At 70.4% G+C, this 15,469-nt stretch carries 13 protein-coding genes; 7 read left to right on the forward strand and 6 right to left on the reverse strand.

Annotated features, from left to right (window positions below):
• Nucleotides 1-353: 353 nt before the first annotated feature.
• Together ACWDAK_RS29985 and ACWDAK_RS29990 are read left to right on the forward strand one after the other, a co-directional pair.
• Nucleotides 354-1,517 carry a DUF6777 domain-containing protein gene (locus tag ACWDAK_RS29985; RefSeq protein ID WP_427395348.1) on the forward strand — a complete coding sequence of 388 codons (1,164 nt, stop codon included), beginning with the start codon at nucleotides 354-356 and terminating at the stop codon, nucleotides 1,515-1,517.
• A gap of 14 nt (nucleotides 1,518-1,531) precedes the next feature.
• The gene (locus ACWDAK_RS29990) at nucleotides 1,532-1,750 is read left to right on the forward strand and encodes a DUF2277 domain-containing protein (RefSeq protein ID WP_344636165.1); all 219 of its coding nucleotides are present in this window, start codon (nucleotides 1,532-1,534) and stop codon (nucleotides 1,748-1,750) included.
• Nucleotides 1,751-1,761: 11 nt separating this feature from the next.
• Here the strand turns inward: ACWDAK_RS29990 and ACWDAK_RS29995 are convergent, their stop codons facing one another.
• A complete protein-coding gene (locus tag ACWDAK_RS29995) occupies nucleotides 1,762-2,538 on the reverse strand; it encodes a FadR/GntR family transcriptional regulator (protein WP_344636164.1) in 777 nt (258 codons plus the stop codon).
• Nucleotides 2,539-2,752: 214 nt separating this feature from the next.
• On the opposite strand from ACWDAK_RS29995, the gene ACWDAK_RS30000 reads away from it, so the two are divergent.
• Genes ACWDAK_RS30000 through ACWDAK_RS30020 form a run of 5 tightly spaced genes read left to right on the forward strand, consistent with a single transcriptional unit; the run spans nucleotide 2,753 to nucleotide 8,538 of the window.
• Entirely contained in the window at nucleotides 2,753-4,309 is a 1,557-nt protein-coding gene (locus ACWDAK_RS30000) for an amino acid permease (RefSeq protein WP_427395349.1), read from the forward strand.
• Nucleotides 4,306-5,664, forward strand: a complete 1,359-nt coding sequence (locus ACWDAK_RS30005) for a glutamine synthetase family protein (protein WP_344636162.1) — start codon at nucleotides 4,306-4,308, stop codon at nucleotides 5,662-5,664. The genes ACWDAK_RS30000 and ACWDAK_RS30005 overlap by 4 nt, the downstream gene beginning before the upstream one ends.
• Nucleotides 5,661-6,395, forward strand: a complete 735-nt coding sequence (locus ACWDAK_RS30010; protein WP_344636161.1) for a gamma-glutamyl-gamma-aminobutyrate hydrolase family protein — start codon at nucleotides 5,661-5,663, stop codon at nucleotides 6,393-6,395. Before ACWDAK_RS30005 ends, ACWDAK_RS30010 begins: the two co-directional genes overlap by 4 nt.
• On the forward strand, nucleotides 6,392-7,765 hold the full coding sequence (locus ACWDAK_RS30015) for an aldehyde dehydrogenase family protein (RefSeq protein ID WP_427395350.1): 1,374 nt from the start codon (nucleotides 6,392-6,394) through the stop codon (nucleotides 7,763-7,765). Before ACWDAK_RS30010 ends, ACWDAK_RS30015 begins: the two co-directional genes overlap by 4 nt.
• The gene (locus ACWDAK_RS30020; RefSeq protein WP_344636159.1) at nucleotides 7,762-8,538 is read left to right on the forward strand and encodes a 3-oxoacyl-ACP reductase; all 777 of its coding nucleotides are present in this window, start codon (nucleotides 7,762-7,764) and stop codon (nucleotides 8,536-8,538) included. The genes ACWDAK_RS30015 and ACWDAK_RS30020 overlap by 4 nt, the downstream gene beginning before the upstream one ends.
• A gap of 407 nt (nucleotides 8,539-8,945) precedes the next feature.
• Here ACWDAK_RS30020 and ACWDAK_RS30025 read toward each other — a convergent pair whose 3' ends face one another.
• From ACWDAK_RS30025 to ACWDAK_RS30045, 5 genes are all read right to left on the reverse strand, one after another.
• A complete protein-coding gene (locus tag ACWDAK_RS30025; protein ID WP_427395351.1) occupies nucleotides 8,946-10,148 on the reverse strand; it encodes a cytochrome P450 family protein in 1,203 nt (400 codons plus the stop codon).
• A complete protein-coding gene (locus ACWDAK_RS30030) occupies nucleotides 10,145-11,467 on the reverse strand; it encodes an MAB_1171c family putative transporter (RefSeq protein WP_427395352.1) in 1,323 nt (440 codons plus the stop codon). Before ACWDAK_RS30030 ends, ACWDAK_RS30025 begins: the two co-directional genes overlap by 4 nt.
• 3 nt (nucleotides 11,468-11,470) lie before the next feature.
• Complete coding sequence (locus ACWDAK_RS30035) at nucleotides 11,471-12,010, reverse strand: hypothetical protein (RefSeq protein ID WP_344636156.1); 540 nt, start codon at nucleotides 12,008-12,010, stop codon at nucleotides 11,471-11,473.
• 152 nt (nucleotides 12,011-12,162) lie between these two features.
• A complete protein-coding gene (locus tag ACWDAK_RS30040; protein ID WP_427395353.1) occupies nucleotides 12,163-12,879 on the reverse strand; it encodes a hypothetical protein in 717 nt (238 codons plus the stop codon).
• Nucleotides 12,880-13,690: 811 nt separating this feature from the next.
• Nucleotides 13,691-15,076, reverse strand: a complete 1,386-nt coding sequence (locus ACWDAK_RS30045; protein WP_427395354.1) for an MBL fold metallo-hydrolase — start codon at nucleotides 15,074-15,076, stop codon at nucleotides 13,691-13,693.
• Nucleotides 15,077-15,469 lie beyond the last annotated feature (393 nt).

Below are 15,469 nucleotides of genomic sequence, written 5' to 3' on the forward strand. Positions count from 1 at the left end.
CCCCCTACGGCGGGTCGGGGCCAGGAGCTGGCGGATCGCCGGAGAGCGGTCCGGGCGAGCCCCACGAGCCGACGTGGGTGGGCCCGTTCGGTCCGCCGCGCTCGCCCGGTCCCGGCCCGGGCCCGGAGAGCGGGGCCGAACCGCCCGCGGGGCCTCCGGCCGGTCCGCTCTCGGGAGCCGGGGGCGGACGCTCGGACACCGAGAGCGCGGCGGCTCCGACGGGCGGAGCGGAGTCCATGGGACCGCCGCCGGGGCCACCCGGGGGTCCGCGCCAGCCGGCCGGCTTCCCCGGTGGTCCCGGCCGGCCGCGCGGGCCCGTGCCGGCCTGGCGCCGGGGACGGACCATCGCGCTGGTGACGGCTGCGGCGGCGGTGGCCGCCGGGGCGGTGACCTTCGCGTTGACCAACCACTCCACCGGGGGGCGGCCCGCCGCCCCGCAGGTGGTGCTGCAACCGGTGTCTGACGCGGGCCCGGACCCGTTCACTGACTCGGTGGCGGCCTGGGCCGCCGCGCCGTCGGGCGCCGCCGGTTCCCCGACGGTCACCGTCTCCGTGAGCGCCGGCACCGGCGCCGGCCTCTCGGTCGAGGGCGGCCAGGCCGGGCTCTACGGCGGCAGTGCCGGTACCGAGAGCTGCGATGTGTCCAAGCTGGAGGGCCTACTCGCCGCGGACCCGGCCAAGTCCCGTTCCTGGGCCGGAGTCGAGGGCATCGCGCCGGAGGCGATCGGTCCGTATCTGAGGACGCTGACGCCGGTCGTGCTGCGGGCCGACACCCGAGTCACCAACCACGGCTTCAGCAACGGCACGGCGACCGCGTTCCAGTCCGTTCTGCAGGCGGGCACCGCGGTGCTGGTCGACGCGCACGGGGTGCCCCGGGTGCGGTGCGCCTGCGGCAATCCGCTGTTGCCGCCCGCGCTGACCGCGAAGCCCGGCTACCGCGGCGCACCCTGGCCGTCGTTCCACTCCCAGACGGTCGTCGCCGTGCTCCCCGCGGCGAGTCCGCTGCCGCACTTGGTGGTGGTGGACCCGTCCAGCGGGGCGTCGTTCGCGAAGCCCGTGGGCCCCGTCGTGTCCACCACCCCCTCCGGTCCGGCGGGCGGCAGTCACGTTCCCGGCTCGGCCACCGCGCATCCCTCGCACCCGAGCGCCCCCGCGAGCCCGGGCCAGGGCACCACGGCACACCCGAGCCCCGGCGCGAGCCCGAGCGCGGGCGGAGGTACGGGACCGGCGACCGGCGCGACCGGTCAGAGCGCGACGGGCGGCGCCAAGCCCTCGCCGGGCACGAGCCCGGCCCCGACCGCGCCCCCGAGCTCGCACGCGTCCCCGGCCACGAGTTCGCCGCCGGCCACGAGTCCTGCCGTGGCCACGACCCCGCCCGCGGGCCAGAGTGCCCAGAGAAGCGCGGCTTCCTCCTCGGCGGCCTCGGCCGAGTACCCGACCCCCCAGCTGCCGTCGATCTCGCTGCCCAACGCCCCGGCCGGGTCCGGCGGGGTGCCCTCGAACCCGGGGGCGGGGTGAGGGAGACTGGGGGCATGTGCCGGAGTATCAAGACCCTGCGGCCTCCGGTGATGCCCGAGGTCACCCAGGACGACATCCACGCGGCCGCGTTGCAGTACGTGCGGAAGGTGTCCGGGTTCCGGGCGCCTGCTGCGCACAACCGGGAGGTGTTCGACCGGGCGGTCGCCGCGGTGGCCGAGGCCACCCGGGAGCTGCTGGACGACCTGGTGGTCCGCGGGGCGCACACCGGCTGACCCCCGCCGCGTCAGCCGAGGAAGCCCCGGAGCAGCGCTGCCGTCGCGGCCAGATGCTCCTCGGTCGCCCGGCGGGCCCGTTCCACGTCGCCGGCCAGGATCGCCTCGGCCATCGCCCGGTGCTGCTCGAAGGCGTTCTCGATGTTCCGGTCCAGGATCGGGATGGCGTTGAGCAGGTCGTTGAGGCGCATCCGGATCTCGGCGACGCCAGCGGCCAGCGAGGGGGAGCCGGTGAGTTCGGCGATCGCCAGGTGGAAGCGGGAGTCGAACTGGCGGTACGCCTCCGGGGTCGCCTGCTCCAAGTCGGCCAGCCTGCCGCGGAGATGATCGATCTGGGTGTCCGTCAGAACCCTTCGGGCGGCCTGCTCGGCGGCGCCGGCCTCCAGGACCATCCGGTAGGTCAGCGCGTCCTCGAGTTCGGCGCCCATGTGGCGTACTGCGCGCCGGAGTTCGCCGAGGTCGGGCGGAGGCTGGCGGTAGGTGACGAAGGTGCCGCCGTAGCGGCCGCGGCGGGACTCCACGCAGTTCGCCTCCTGGAGCGAGCGGATCGCCTCGCGCAGGGTCTCGCGGCTGATGTTGAGCCGGGCGGCCAGTTCACGCTCGGGCGGCAGGCGGTCGCCGTACTCGAACACGCCCAGCTTGATGGCCTCCAGCAGCCGCTGGACCGTCTCTTCGAACGCGTTGCCGGTCCGGACCGGCCGGAAGATCGCGCCGCTCTGCCAGTCGCCGCCGGGCCGGGGGCCGCCGGGCTGGTCGGTGCGTATCCCGCCTCTGTCTGCCTGCTCCACGTGGGCATGGTACCCAGGCATTCGTGCCGGGACGCGGTTCCGGGTGAGGCCCCTCGGGGGCGTGTCAACGCCCTTCTCAGCACGTCCCCTTGACGCGGTGGTGGCGCGGGGTGAAGCATGCGCTGTACGTCAAAGGTCTGTTTCCGGGCCATTGACGGCCACAGCGTTGTGGGCGCACGTTTCGGATTCCCCCACCGAACCCCCAGGGGTGCGCATGTCCTCCGACCGCCATTCACCACACCCGCCGCCGGACCTCGTCGACAGAGCCCTGTCGGCGGACGAGCGACGGCTCAGAGAACTCGGCTACACCCAGGAGCTGGCCCGCTCGATGTCGGCCTTCTCGAACTTCGCCGTCTCGTTCTCGATCGTGTCCATCCTCTCCGGCTGCCTGACCCTCTACGGCTTCGGCATGACCACCGGCGGCCCGGTGCTGATCACCTGGGGCTGGCCGGTGGTCGGGCTGATGACGCTGTGCGTCGCGCTCGCCATGGCTGAGATCTGCTCCAGCTTCCCGACCGCCGGCGGCCTGTACTTCTGGGCCGCCAAGCTGGCACCCTCCAGGGCCCCTGCCTGGTCCTGGGTGACCGGCTGGTGCAACTTCATGGGCGGCATCGCCGTCACCGCGAGCGTCGACTTCGGCGCCGCCGCCTTCGCCAACGCCTTCCTCGAACTCCAGTGGGGCTACGCCTCCACCCCCGCCCACACCGTGCTGATCTTCGCGGCGATCCTGCTGCTGCACGGGCTGCTGAACACCCGGGGCGTCCGGCTGGTCGCCGTGCTGAACAACGTCAGCGTCTGGTGGCACGTCTTCGGCGTCCTCGTCATCGTGGGCGCACTGGTCGTCATACCGGCACACCACGCCTCCGCCTCCTTCGTGTTCACCCGGTTCGTCGACGAGACCGGCTTCCACAACCCGCTCTACGTCTCCCTGCTCGGCCTGCTGCTCGCCCAGTACACCCTCACCGGCTACGACGCCTCCGCCCACATGACCGAGGAGACCCACGACGCCGCCCGGTCCGGCCCCAGGGGGATCGTCAACTCCGTTGTGGTGTCGCTGGTCGCGGGCTGGATCCTGCTGCTCGGCATCACCTTCGCGATCCGCGACTACGACGGTGCCGTCAAGAGCTCCACCGGAGTGCCGCCCGCGCAGATCTTCCTGGACGCGCTCGGCGCGAGCGGCGCCAAGCTGCTCCTGCTGATCGTCATCGGCGCCCAGTTCTTCTGCGGGATGGCCTCGGTGACCGCCAACTCCCGCATGATCTACGCCTTCTCGCGGGATGGGGCGCTGCCCGGATCGCGGATCTGGCACCGGATCGACCCGCGCACCCAGACCCCCACCAACGCGGTCTGGCTCGCCACCGGTGGCGCCTTCCTGCTCGGCGCCCAGGACCTGTGGAACGCCACCGCCTTCGCCGCCGTCACCTCGATCTCCGTCATCGGCCTGTACATCGCGTACGTCATCCCGATCTACCTGAGACTCCGTCAGGGTGACACCTTCGAACGCGGACCCTGGCACCTGGGCCGCTGGAGCAAGCCCCTCGGTACCCTGGCGGTCGGCTGGACGGCGCTGATCACGGTGCTGTTCATGCTGCCCACCGTCCGCCCGATCACCGCCACCAGCTTCAACTACACCCCCGTCGCGGTCGCCGTGGTGCTCGGCTCGGCCTGGATCTGGTGGCTGGTCTCGGCCCGGCACTGGTTCACCGGCCCCAAGGTACAGCCGGATCCGACCGAACCACCCCAGCGGACAAGCGAATTGGAGACACGATGAGCGGGACCCGACTCACCCTCGACCGACTGCGCACGCTCGTCGCGGCCGGCGAGGTGGACACCGTCGTCCTCGCCATGACCGACATGCAGGGCCGCCTCCAGGGCAAGCGGATCGCCGCCGAGTACTTCCTCGGCGACGTCCTTGCGAACGCCGCCGAGGGCTGCGGCTACCTGCTCGCCGTGGACGTCGACATGAACACCGTGGAGGGCTACGAGAACTCCTCCTGGGAGACCGGCTACGGCGACTTCGTCCTCAAGCCCGACCTCACCACCCTGCGCATGGTGCCCTGGCACCCCGCCACCGCCATGGTCCAGTGCGACGTGCTGGACCACGACGGCACCCCCGTCCCCGTCTCACCCCGGCAGGTGCTGCGCCGCCAGCTGGACCGGCTCGCAGGCTACGGCTGGAAGGCCTACGTGGGAACGGAGTTGGAGTTCATCGTGTTCCGGGACAGCTACGAGGAAGCCTGGCACAAGGACTACCGGCAGCTCACCCCGGCCAACCAGTACAACGTCGACTACTCCATCCTCGGCACCGCGAAGATCGAACCGCTGCTGCGCCGCCTGCGCAACGAGATGGCCGGCGCCGGACTCACCGTCGAGTCGGCCAAGGGCGAGTGCAACCTCGGCCAGCACGAGATCGCCTTCAAGTACGCCGACGCGCTGACCACCTGCGACGACCACGCCGTCTACAAGACCGGCGCCAAGGAGATCGCCGGGCAGGAGGACTACAGCCTCACCTTCATGGCCAAGTACAACGAGCGCGAGGGCAACTCCTGCCACATCCACCTCAGCCTGCGCGACGAGCACGGCGTACCGGTGATGCCCGGGGACGGTCCGCACGGCTTCTCCAAGGTGATGCAGCACTTCCTGGCCGGCCAGCTCGCCTGTCTGGGCGAGTTCGCCCTGCTGCTCGCCCCGACGGTGAACTCCTACAAGCGCTACGTCGCGGGCAGCTTCGCGCCCACCGCCATCGCCTGGGGACGCGACAACCGCAGCTGCGCCCTGCGGGTCGTCGGCCACGGACCCTCGCTGCGCTTCGAGAACCGGGTACCCGGCGGCGACGTCAACCCCTACCTCGCGGTGGCCGCGCTGATCGCCGCCGGCCTGCACGGGATCGAGCAACGGCTGGAGCTGGAACCGGAGTTCACCGGAAACGCGTACGCCTCCGACGCTCCGCGCGTCCCGGCCACACTGCGCGACGCCGTCGCCGCCTTCGAGCGGAGCGAGGCGGCCGCCCTCGCCTTCGGCAAGGACGTCGTCCGCCACTACACCCACGCCGGCCGGGTCGAACTGGCCGCCTTCGACGCAGCGGTGACCGACTGGGAGCGGCGCCGCGGATTCGAGCGACTGTGACGGCCGCGACCACCGGCGGAAGCCGGCCCCTGATCGGGATCACCGGCTACCTCAGCGAGGCCGCCTGGGGCGTCTGGCGGCAGCGCGCCGCACTGATCCCGCAACTGTACGTGGACGCCGTCACCCGGGCCGGCGGCACGGCCGTCCTGCTGCCTGCGCAGAGCGACGGCGCGGCCGGCCTGCTGGACCGGATCGACGGACTGCTGCTGGCCGGCGGTCCGGACATCGACCCCGCGCGCTACGGAGCCGACCCGCACCCGAGCACCGACCCGCCGCACGAGCTGCGCGACGCCTGGGAGTGGGCACTGCTCACCGGAGCCCTGGAGCGCGACCTGCCCGTCCTCGGCGTCTGCCGCGGCCTGCAGGTGCTCAACGTGGCCCACGGCGGCGACCTGATCCAGCACCTGCCCGAGCAACTCGGCGACGAGGGACACCGGATCGCCCCAGCGACCTACCACCAGCAGGCGGTGACCATCCAGGCCGGCAGCCGGCTCGGACGGATCCTCGGCCCCACCGCCAAGGTCCCCTGCTACCACCACCAGGCCGTCGGACGCCTCGGTGACGGGCTCCGGGCCACCGCCTGGAGCCAGGACCGCAGCATCGAGGCCCTGGAACGCCCCGACCGCCGCTTCGTGCTCGGCGTGCAGTGGCACCCCGAGGCCGACCCGGCCGACCTCCGGCTCTTCGAAGCCCTCGTCCAGACCAGCAGTCGCAAGGAGACCTCCGCATGACCGAACCCGACCTCTTCCAGGTGGTCAACCCGGCCACCGAAGAGGTGATCGAGACCGTCGCCATGGCCACCCTCGCCGAGACCGACGCCGCGATCGCCCGGGCCGGCGCCGCCTTCGAGACCTGGCGGCACGTCAGCCCGGCCGACCGCGCCCGGCTGCTGCGCGCCTTCGCGGCCGCCGTCGACGCCGACCTGGAGAACCTGGCCCGACTGGAGGTCGCCAACGCCGGGCACACGGTGGGCAACGCCCGCTGGGAGGCAGGCAACGCCCGGGACGTCATCGAGTACTACGCGGCCACCCCGGAACGGCTCTTCGGCCGCCAGATCCCGGTCGCCGGCGGCATCGACGTCACCTTCCAGGAACCGCTCGGCGTGGTCGGCGTCATCGTCCCGTGGAACTTCCCCATGCCCATCGCCGCCTGGGGCTTCGCACCGGCCCTGGCGGCCGGCAACACGGTCGTCCTCAAGCCCGCCGAACTCACCCCGCTGACCGCGCTGCGGCTCGCCGAACTGGCCAGGATCGCGGGCCTGCCCGAGGGAGTGCTCCAGGTCCTGCCCGGACGCGGCCCGGTGGTCGGACACCGCTTCGTCACCCACCCCGACGTCCGCAAGGTGGTCTTCACCGGCTCGACCGGGGTCGGCAAGGCGGTGGCCGCCGGATGCGCCGAACAGGTGAAGCCGGTCACCCTGGAGCTGGGCGGCAAGAGCGCCAACATCGTGTTCGCCGACGCGGACCTGGCCAGGGCCGCCGCCACCGCGCCGTACGCGGTCTTCGACAACGCCGGGCAGGACTGCTGCGCCCGCTCGCGCATCCTGGTCCAGGAGTCCGTCCTCGACGAGTTCATGGCGCTGCTCGAACCGGCCGTACTGGGGGTGCGAGTCGGCGACCCGCACGACGAGAAGACCGAGATGGGCCCGCTGATCTCCGCCGCCCAGCGGGAGCGGGTGGCCTCCTACGTCCCCGAGGGCGCACCGGTCGCGGTGCAGGGCCTGGCTCCCGACGGCCCGGGCTTCTGGTTCCCGCCGACCGTGCTCGCCCCGGTGGACCAGGACTCGCCCGCCTTCACCGAGGAGATCTTCGGCCCGGTGGTCGCCGTGGTGCCGTTCCGCGACGAACAGGACGCGCTGCGGATCGCCAACCGGACGCACTACGGGCTCTCCGGCTCCATCTGGACCAGGGACGTGGGCCGGGCCCTGCGGGTCGCCCGAGGCGTGGAGGCCGGGAACCTCTCCGTCAACTCGCACTCCTCGGTGCGGTATTCGACCCCCTTCGGCGGCTTCAAGCAGTCGGGACTCGGCCGCGAGCTCGGGCCCGACGCGGTACTCGCCTTCACGGAAACCAAGAACGTCTTCATCTCGACGGAGGAGTGAGCAGCGTGACCCAGCGACTGACCGGCCGGGTGGCCGTCATCACCGGCGCAGGCAGCGGCATCGGACTGGCCACCGCCAAGCGGTTCGCCGCCGAGGGCGCCAAGGTGGTCTGCGTCGACATGAACGAGGACACCGGGCAGAAGGCCGCCGCCGAGGTGGACGGCCTGTTCATCCAGGCGGACGTCACCGACGAGGACGCCGTCCGGGAGATGTACGAGCGGGTCGTGCGCGAGTACGGCAGCCTGGACATCGCCTTCAACAACGCGGGCATCTCGCCGCCGGATGACGACTCGATCCTCACCACCGGCCTGGAGGCCTGGAAGCGGGTCCAGGACGTCAACCTGACCAGCGTGTACCTGTGCTGCAAGTACGCCATTCCCCACATGCAGCGCCAGGGCAAGGGGTCGATCATCAACACCGCCTCCTTCGTGGCGGTGATGGGCGCGGCGACCTCGCAGATCTCCTACAGCGCCTCCAAGGGCGGAGTGCTGTCCATGTCACGGGAGTTGGGCGTCCAGTTCGCCCGCGAGGGCATCCGGGTCAACGCCCTGTGCCCCGGACCGGTCAACACGCCGCTGCTCCAGGAGCTCTTCGCCAAGGACCCGGAGCGGGCCGCCCGCCGCCTGGTCCACATCCCGCTCGGCCGCTTCGCCGAGCCCGAGGAGATCGCCGCCGCCGTGGCCTTCCTGGCCAGCGACGACTCCTCCTTCATGACCGCCAACACCTTCTTGGTGGACGGCGGCATCTCGGGGGCCTACGTCACCCCGCAGTGACCGGCCCGGCTGCTCCCGCGAGGACCCTCCGCCCGCCGCGGCCTCGCGGGAGCGGCCCGGGTGTCAGCTGACTGCCAGTCGGCCAGGGGAGGCCGAACGGCCTGCGTGACGGACTTTCCGACAGACGGCCGTTGGAGACGACCACGGCCACGAGAGTCGGCCCCGTGATACGTTCCAGGACCAAGGGGCCGACATGGATGAGACTTCGAAAGCGCGTGATCGGCAGCAGTACCTGGACCGGATCAAGCTGGTTCCCGCCGGACACCGGGGGCGTCGGGCGCCCTGGAGGTCGACTTCACCGCCTCCCAACTGGCCCGTCTCGACGAGGCCAGCGCGATCGGACTCGGCTTCCCGCACGACATGCTCGCCAGTGACCACATCCGCAAGGCGCCGACGTTCGGCTCTCCTCACCAGATGACAGGGAGTTTGAGCGGTCCTCGGTTTTGGAAGGAACCGCACCATTCGAATGTCTCTTCCGGGTGCGCCAACCGCAGTGATGGGAAGCGGCGGACGAGTGCTTCGGTGGCGATCTCGGTCTCCATGCGGGCGAGTGCCGACCCGAGGCAGTAGTGGATGCCGTGTCCGAATCCGAGATGTCCGCCTTCCGGCCGGTCGACGTCGAACTGGTCAGGGTTGCTGAACTGCTGCGGATCCCGGTTGGCCGAGGCAAGTGACATCCAAATCCGCTCGCCTGCTGTGATCCGGACGCCACCGATGTGGGTGTCCTCACGGGCGAACCGCCGGGAGGCCAGCATGGAGGGGCTGTTCCAGCGCATGACCTCGTCGACCACCCGGCCGACGCCGAGGGCGCCCGATCGCAGGGAGCGCAGCGTTTCGTGGTGGGTCAGGAGTGCCAGGACGGTGTTGCCCACGAGGTTCGCGCTGTTGTCGTACCCGGCGAACAGGAGAAGGAAGGACAGGGCGACGAGTTCCGGTTCCGACAGCTGGTCCCCGTCCTCGCGCGCCGTGATCATCTGGGTGAGGAGGTCATCGCCGGGGTGGTCGCGCTTGCCGGCGATCAATTCGACGAGGAAGCCGTGCAGGTCGTGGAGTGCCCGGCGTGATGTTGGGGCCGCGTCCGCAGCGGGGGAACGAAGGGTGTCCGTCCAAGTCCGGAAGTCTCGGCGGTCTTCCTCGGCGATGCCGAGCACGTCGCAGATCACCGCGAGTGCCAGTGGCGTTGCCAGGGCAGTCATGACGTCGGCCGAGCCGTCCTGGAACCGGTCAAGAAGTTCGTCGGTGCGCTGCTGGATCGCCGGCCGCAGTCGGCCGACGCTACGGGCGGTGAATGCCGGGGCGACCAGGCGGCGCAGGCGGGTGTGGTCGGGTGGGTCCATGTTGAGCAGGTGCGCGTCGAGCGATGGCGGCATCGACGCACCGTGCTTGCCGGTGCTGGTGGAAGTCTGCTTGTTCAGCGATAGCCGTCGGTCGGTCAGTGCTGCTCGAACGTCCTCGTAGCGGGTGACCACCCACACCGGAGCTCCGTCCGGCGTTGTGGTGCGCGCGACGGGGCAGGCCTCCCGTAGACGTGCGTAGCCCGCATGGGGGTCGGCCAGCAGTGCACGGTCGAACAGTGTCGGGGTGTCCGGAGTCGGATCGGTTCCTGTCATGAGGCAGCAACTCCGGTGGCGGCTCCGGTGAAGCGCTCGGTTATGTCGGCAACCACGGGAGAGGTCTTGTAGGCGACCGCCACCTTGACCAGCCAGGCGACCTCCTCTGCTGGGTCGACGGCAGTGGGGGCGTGGAGGTGGGGAGCCGTGGCTGGCACGAGGGCCCCGGTAGTGTGTGAGCGAAGAGCGACGCTCATCTGAGCGGCCTCCACGGCGGCCTCGACATCGTCGGGCGTGAGCTTCCGCCTCCGTGCGAGGTCCCGTGCCTCCTGCACGACTGACTCCGTGAAGTACGGGCGCAGCCTGAGCTGGGCATCGCGGATCTCCACCCGCTGGCGGGCCACGAGCAGGTCGAGGTCCTGCAGCGTGTCGGCCTCGTGGCTGTCACGGGGCCGAAGGATCATCCGTCCCTCGCGGATCTCGATCCTGGGACGTGAGAGCAGGGCCCGGGTGGACCGGGGCCCCTGACGGTCGTTCGGCTTGAAGAGGACGAGTTCCGGAAAGGCGGCGGCGAGGTCGTGCCACAGAGGGTAGAGGCGCTTGTAGGCCCGGTAGGTGGCTGCGAGATCCTTCAGGCGACTCGCTCCGGCGCCCCAGCCGGGCATGGTGAACCCGATGGAGAAGAGCATGGCCGAGACACTGGCGGACAGGGGTGCCGCGATGCTGCTGACGTCGTGCAGGGGGGATGTCGCGAACAGGTCCCAGACCATGTTCGCGACCTTGGGCACTCCGTAGCCGAGACCGAACCAGGCTCCGAGGGCGACGGTCAGAAGACCGCGGCGCAGCCACGGGCGGTCCACCGCCGTGGCATAGCGGCGGCACAGCACGATGAGCATCACCATGCTGGTTGTGAAGAGGAGCTGGTAGCTGAGCAGGAAAATGGAGATGTAGGGCACCGTTTCGAAGGTGACGTCGAAGTCCACCGGATGCTCCACGCCGTCGACGTTGCCGAGGAAGAAGAACACGGTCATGACGACGAGCGTCGCCAGCGAGTAGCCGACCCCGATCCAGTGGCGCAGCCGGAGCTTCCCCTGGGCTGAGGACCAGGACACCAGCAGGGCGATGAAGCCGGTCACGCAGACTGCCACACAGATGTAGATGATCAGTGTGGCGATGTTCGGCACGCCGAGGATGCGATCGATCCCCATGTAGACGTGGGGCGAGGCGAGGACGAACGGGGCGGCGAACGTGGCGATCGAGAGGCAGAGGAGCTGGAGTTCCCTGTTGCGCCAGTCCCGTGCCAGGTCGCGGACCTTGTAGAAGAAGGCACTCCACGTGATGACCGACAGGATGCCGTAGACGACGGTGAGCAGCAACAAGGGTCAGGTCCTTCGTGAGGAGTTGCGTTCCAGCGCGGCGCCGATGTGCTGGACGAGGTTCGCCATGCCGGGGCTCACGGGTTCCTGCCGTGCCTGGGGGGCCGCGCGGCCGGCCCGCAGGGGAATGAGGGAGGCGACCAGCTCGGCTGCCCGCTCCTCCTGGCTGGTGTAGACCGATCGGGCCAGGACCGCTTGGACGAAGCGCGGGTCGAGGGTGGGCATCAAAAGCCGGGCGACCTCGGCCTGGTCGGCCTCGGTGGAGCCGTGTTCCAGCAGCATGTGGCCGAGCTCGTGCATGACGATGTGCTCCCGGTGGGCCGTGGACGTCGCCTCCGTGTAGAGGACGTAGTCGACATCGTCCGTGGCCACCCACAACCCGCAGGGACTTTCCGGGCGGACAGCCAGTGGCATGGGGACGAGCGAGATCTGGCGCCCTCGTCGGCGTTCGACGCTGTCGACCAGCGTGTTGATGCTGAACGGGCTGGGGAATTCGATCTGGGCCACTACGTCGACACAGCGCTTGCGTAGTTCCTTGTCGTTCAACTCCGCTCCCCACGGGCATTCGTTCTGCTGCCATCGGACAAACTTCACGACATCCCCCGGTCGCGCTGGTGGGGCTCCCGTGGCGGCCGGTGAGGGTGGCGAGAGGGGAGCCTAGCGAGTGGACCCTGTCCGGCGTGGCCGGGCAGGCCGCGTCACATGCGCTGCCGCGGGTTTGCCTTGCTGAGGAGGTCCAGCACGGGCGACAGGGCCTGTAGCGCGTCCGAGGGCAGACCGGCGACCTGGCGCATCGCGACGCTCCTGGCTCCTACGGCCTTCAGAGCCCCCAGGAGCAACAGATCGTCGGGGTCGGCGGCCGGAATCGTGTCATCGACGAAGTAGCCGGGCGGGAGACTGATCGTGCCGGCGAAGTCGCGCAGGGGCTGGCGCAGCTGCTCGTCCCACTGTCCAGACCGCAGGGTCGCGAGGTCGGAAAGACTGATCTTGCTGCCCTTGGAATCCAGGACCGTAACGCGGGCCTCGTCATCGAGGGGTGCGGCCGTGTCAGGCTGCAGGACCTTGAGGACGTCGTCCAGCCGCTGGAGCACCATGGCGGGCAGTGGAGCCGATGCCTGTCCGGCGGTTGCATCGTCGCCTGCGGACAGGAAGTACGAGATCGGAACCTGGTAGACGTTCGCCAGGGTGGTCAGGGCGTTGATCCCCGGGTTGGCGACCTTGCCATGGCGCAGGTTGTGCACCGTCTGACGGCTGATGGTGGGGCTGCCGGGATGACGTTTCGCATGCTCCTGGCTGGCAAGCTCCACTGCGAGGTAGTCCCGTGGACCGGTTCCGTCGGGGTGCCCGGTGTTCATGAGGTGTTCGAGTCGCTCCGCGATGGTACGGCGGTGAGCCGTGGCGCTGTCCTCGGCCATCTTCCTGTGCGCTCCTTCGCGGCGTGGGGGCTGAAGCGCTGTCAATCATATGTGACAGGTGGTCAGTTAGGCCGCGCTCTCATCAAGAATCCTTGACAAGACGGGGTTCGGGTATGCACGATCGGTTGCGACACCGCACCGGACGGTGAGGATCTGTACGGCGTGGACGGAGCAAGTACGGGGGCCGTCCTGCCCGTTACGGGGGAAGATCCCGCCGTCCGGTCGGTGAGCCGAAGGTGCCCGCATGCTCGTTCGAGCACGCGTCGCCGCCAAGGCGGCCCGTGGACATACTGCGGGCACCATGCGGTCGGTCGCGGCACTTGGGGGTGTCCTGACGGTGGAGGGGGCTGCACGTTCAACGACCTGCAGGCCGGATCCCGTTCCGCGAGGGTGATCACGGCGAGGATGCTTCCCTCCCGGCAGGCGAGCGACTTGGTCGACGGCCACTGGCGCCTGCTGACCGGCGGGCAAGCGGTGCCCAAAACGCTGGTGTGGGACAACGGAGCCGGCGTCGGCAAGGGCAGGCCCACCGCCGAGTTCGCCGCCCTCGCGGGCCTGCTCGCTAGCCGGATTTACTTTTGCCGGCCCCGCGATCCAGAAGCGAAAGGCGTGACAGTGCGACGGTGCTCAGCCAAGCGGAGGCACTGATCCTGCCGGTGTAGGTCTTGGTGTACTCGGCAGCCGAACGCTGCCCTTCCACGCCCTGTGAAGACCCCTGTCCTCCCAGGGCGTGGAAGGGCAGCGGCACGACCGGAGATGGGCGGTGTGGGGGTGCGTCCGGGCGGTGGTCCCGGCGCCGGGGTGGCTGGGTTCAGGCGTGGGCGGGGTGGGTGAGGGTGTGCCAGGCGCTGTAGCCGCCGAGGAGGTCGGAGACGTCGGTGCGGCCGTGGTGGCGCAGCAGGCTGGCGGCGATGGAGGAGCGGTGACCGCTGGCGCAGTGGACGACCAGGGGGCGGTCGGTGGGGATCTCGTTCAGGCGGCGGGGGAGTTCGGCCAGGGCGATGTGCAGGGATCCTTCGATGAATCCTGTTTCGCGTTCGCCGCAGGTGCGCACGTCCAGGACGGTGGGGGGCTGCTCGCCGGCGAGTGCGGTGCGGAGTTGGTCGGCGGTGAGGCGGCTGGCGGGGGTGACGTCGTCGGTGAGGGCGGACAGGGCGTTGCCGGGGCCCAGCAGGTAGCCGGCGATGTGATCGAAGCCGATGCGGGCGAGGCGGGTGATGACCTCGTCCTCGCGGTCCTGCGGGGCGATGATCGCGATGTTGCAGTCGGGGGTGAGGACGGTGCCGGCCTGTTCGGCGAAGCGGCCGTCGGCGGGGACGTTGATGGCGCCGCGGATGTGTCCCGCGCCGAAGTCCTGGGGGCTGCGGGCGTCGAGGATGACGGCGCCTGCGGCGCGGACCTCCTCGAGGTCTTCGGGGCACAGGGGGCGGGCGGCGTTCGTGCGGTCGAGCAGCGGGTGGTCCTGCCGGTTGAGGGCGGCGGCGTGGCCGAAGTAGGCGGGGGTGGCGGACTGGCCGGCGGTGACGATGCGGACGAAGGTGTCCTGGTCCATGGGCTGGCAGGCGTAGTTGGTCAGGCGCTGCGCGCCGATGGTGGACTGCTTCTCGGTGGAGAGGTTCTTGCCGCAGGCAGAGCCGGCGCCGTGAGCGGGGAAGACGCGGACCTGGTCGGGCAGGGCCATGAGCTTGTGGTGGACGCTGTCGTAGAGCATGGCTCCGAGTTCCTCGGCGGTGATGCCGGCGGAGGCGAACAGGTCTGGGCGGCCGACGTCGCCGATGAACAGGGCGTCGCCGGTGAGTACGCCGTAAGGGGCTTCGTCGGTGGCGTGCTCGTAGACGAGGATGCTGATCGACTCGGGGGTGTGTCCGGGGGTCTCCATGATCTGGAGGGTGACGTCGCCGAGTGAGATGCGTTCGTCGGCGGTGAGGTGGCGGATGGCGTACTCGGTCTCGGCGCGGCGGCCGTAGCCGATCCAGGCGCCGGTGCGGGCGGCGAGTTCGAGGTGGCCGGCGAGGAAGTCGGCGTGGAAGTGGGTGTTGATGACGCCGACGACGGTCAGGCCGCGTGCGTCGGCGTCGGCGAGGTATTCGTCGACGTCCCGGCGGGGATCGACGATCACGGCCTGGCCGGTGGTCTCGTCGGCGATCAGGTAGGAGGCCTGGGAAAGGCAGTCGAGGTAGTACTGGCTGAAGATCACGGGGTTGTCTCCTGGTCGGGGTCTGACGGGCGGGCTACACGCTCAACCATACCCCTGGGGGTATTGATTCCGGCAGGTGTGACACTCCCAGTGCTCCGCGCGGTTGTTGCCCCTGGGGGTGTAGGCGGGAAGATGAGAAGCGGAGGCCGGGGCGCGCGGGGTTCAAGCCACGCGGTAGATCCACGACCGCCGCCTCATGCGGGCCGCATAGCCCGCCTCTGTCGCGGTACCGCTCCCTGCGATCGGCCGCCGTCCCCACAACAGCGCACGGCGCCTTCGGTACCGCTGGTCCTCCGCCTATTTGTTCACCGTGGTCCCGGCGGCGACTGACACGGCTCGTTCCTGCAGCGGCTTCGCGGAGCCGGACGATCTTCTCGTGCTGGGCGGCGAGCT

It is taken from the genome of Kitasatospora sp. NPDC001175 (assembly GCF_053598215.1).